Origin of the sequence: Allocoleopsis sp. (assembly GCF_036703385.1) — a bacterium.
In the GTDB taxonomy this organism is placed as follows: Bacteria; Cyanobacteriota; Cyanobacteriia; order Cyanobacteriales; family Coleofasciculaceae; genus Allocoleopsis.
In genome coordinates this window covers 1-2732 of sequence record NZ_DATNPA010000210.1, presented here as the reverse complement: position 1 = coordinate 2732, position 2732 = coordinate 1, and the positions used below count along the sequence as shown (strand labels likewise).

At 47.3% G+C, this 2732-nt stretch carries 5 protein-coding genes; 1 reads left to right on the top strand and 4 read right to left on the bottom strand.

What is annotated here, in order from left to right:
* On the top strand, positions 1-370 hold a 370-nt coding region (locus V6C93_RS10395), incomplete at its 5' end, for an ATP-binding cassette domain-containing protein (RefSeq protein WP_333476584.1).
* Between the two features lie 187 nt (positions 371-557).
* Here the strand turns inward: V6C93_RS10395 and V6C93_RS10390 are convergent.
* From V6C93_RS10390 to V6C93_RS10375, 4 genes are all read right to left on the bottom strand, one after another.
* On the bottom strand, positions 558-1049 hold the full coding sequence (locus tag V6C93_RS10390; protein ID WP_333476583.1) for a Dps family protein: 492 nt from the start codon (positions 1047-1049) through the stop codon (positions 558-560).
* 132 nt (positions 1050-1181) lie between these two features.
* Complete coding sequence (locus tag V6C93_RS10385; RefSeq protein WP_333476582.1) at positions 1182-1445, bottom strand: sulfiredoxin; 264 nt, start codon at positions 1443-1445, stop codon at positions 1182-1184.
* Between the two features lie 76 nt (positions 1446-1521).
* Entirely contained in the window at positions 1522-2394 is an 873-nt protein-coding gene (locus V6C93_RS10380; protein ID WP_333476581.1) for a DUF350 domain-containing protein, read from the bottom strand.
* Positions 2391-2732: peptidoglycan bridge formation glycyltransferase FemA/FemB family protein (locus V6C93_RS10375; RefSeq protein ID WP_333476580.1), on the bottom strand; the 342-nt coding region annotated here is incomplete at its 5' end. The genes V6C93_RS10380 and V6C93_RS10375, both read right to left, overlap by 4 nt.

Genomic DNA, 2732 nt, shown 5'->3' with positions numbered 1-2732 from the left:
GCAGGTGAACTTAGCGGGTTTGGATGAACGATTTGGTGGCTTTGATGTCGAACAGGATTGGGCAGATGTCCTCTCGTTGGGTGAACAACAACGGCTGACTTTCGGTCGGTTGCTGCTGAACAAACCCAAGTATGCCATCCTGGATGAAGCGACTAGTGCGTTAGATCTAGGTAATGAGGAACGGTTATATCAACATTTGCATTTGCGGGCGAAAGGGACTACTTTTTTGAGTGTGGGGCATCGCTCTACGTTGGCAAATTACCATCAGTCTTTGCTGGAACTCTCCCAGGACAAAACCTGGCAGATTAAACAACCTTTGGCTCTGGTCAAAGAGCAACCAGAGATGTTGGAACTTCCATCAACCACCTGATATGTTAGGGCGATCGCGCTAGCCTTCCGCCTCTAGGTTTGCGATCACTTGGGGATGAACCACTACACCGCACTCTGAACGTTGAGGTCGAAAATTATGCGCTAGCCATCCCCACCCTTCATGCGCTCATTTTCGCAGTAGAGGCTGCAAAAATCCGCCTTTTGAGGGTGGGGACTTCCGTAACCCGTTAATCTTCCAGTAAGCTTCTTAACATCCAAGCGGTCTTTTCATGTACTTGCAGCCGTTGAGTTAATAAATCGGCTGTCGGTTCGTCATTGACTTTGTCAGCAATAGGGAAGATTGAACGAGCTGTTTTTGCTACAGCCTCATGTCCCTGCACGAGTAGGCGAATCATCTCCTGAGCTTTAGGAACACCGGGCGTTTCTTCGATGGAACTCAGCTTGGCAAAATCGCTGTAAGTACCAGGAGCAGGAAAACCTAATGCACGGATACGTTCGGCAACTAAATCAACGGCTAAGGCAAGTTCGTTGTAATGGGTTTCAAACATTAAGTGCAATGTCTGGAACATTGGGCCAGTCACGTTCCAATGGAAGTTATGGGTTTTGAGGTAAAGCGAGTAGGTGTCGGCGAGGAGACGAGAAAGCCCTTCGGCAATCTCTTTGCGGCTTTCTTCTGGAAGGCCGATATCTATGGGTAATCCTTTGGCTTGAGCTTGCATGGTTATCTCCTAATTAAAAAAGTAATTCTGCATTGATGAGGCTGCTTTCACGCCTCTTGATGTTATGCATGTAGCAATTAAGTCTGAATCATCCCTTTGGGAGAAGCGGTCTATTACAAGAGCTGCTGAGGCTTAAGCCAAGTGCCTCTGTAAAACCGATCGCGGTGCTTTGCGAACTCGGCACTTAATAGTTTCTTTGCCTAGGCGTTGGTGAGCCTCAAATCGATGGCAACCTGAGAAGCCGTAGTATTGCCCATCGACTTCCAGTACATCAATGGGTTCGTGCAGCCCCTCTTCCTGAATCGACTCCATGAGAGCCGCTACCTTAGCTTTGTCATTCTCTCGCGGCAGGGGACGACGAATTTCCCCTAGAGGAATCTCTCTTATGTCTACCATCTTGCGAGTTGCTTCCTCAGTTCCAAATCCTTACTCTTAAATCATACTCATTATGACTTCGAGTTGCAACCCTAGGTTAAGAGAAGCACCAGGCAATGAGAAATGAAGCAGCAATATAAGCAAACGCTTCAATGAGTCCTGCACCGAGATTCGGGACTTCTTGATTGACAATTTCATCCGAGATTTTCACCCCTGGCACTAGAATCCAATCCGCAAGAGCGCGAATCGCAATGAGTGAGACTAAGCTAAATAGCAGTACCAACGCGTACTGAGTAAAACTGACGAGCCAGTTTTGGAACTCCGGGGCAAATGAGATTCGCACGATGTTCCCTGTGGCAATCAATAAACCAGCTAATGCCACTCCAGCCGCTGGATTATTACGCTTTTCGATTTCAGCGAAAACATTGTATTTAGCAACACGCGGATAGACAACACTGACCAAAACGAGTACGCCTAATCCAATCAGCCAACAGACTAGCCCGACAATCCAAGTACCGCTTTCTCCAGCTAGGGCTGCATTGAGAATCAGTCCGTTGGCGATGTGGTTACCCGCTTCTACAGTCGCCGCACCGACATTGCGATCTTGGAGAATTTCGCGATCGCACTGAAAGCAACGCAAAATCAAGCGATCGCCAACCCAGGCACCTGCCAACATAAACAAAATCACCGTTGCGCCGTAGGTTGCTAAGTTCAGCAATTTATCCTGCCATGCCGGTATGGCTTTATCTAAAACACCTCCCAGTGCAATAACAATGCCGAGGTAGTAACCAACCAATGCGATCGCCACGGCTGGATTATCTCTGACAAATAGCTCTAAATTTAATTCCATGCGACGCCGGAACAGCTTTTGATAGGCTAACTGTCCCAGCCAAAACAATCCAAACCCAACGACTAACTCTAATACAATCAATCCTGATTGATTCACTCCATTCAGCAGTACTTCATTCATTTGCCATCTCCTGCCAGATTCTGGAATAAGCCAATTAAAGTATCAGCGAGTTGGTCGTAAAAGAAATAATCATGAGCGCCAATTGTCGTAACAGGCACTCCCCCAAACTGACTTTTGAACTGAGAGAACTTAGCATAAGCATGATTGGGTTCGCGAGTAAAGCCATAGAAATCATAGATGGTGCAACCCTTCGCTTTTGCCCGTTGCATCGCTCCCCAGTGCAAGCTGTAAGGTGCCATCATTTCTGGATGTTCAAAGCTGCGTCCGCCATAAAGATAGGTCGCGCAATTCCCACAATATACAACTAAAATTGCCGCTATAACTTTCCCCCGCCATCT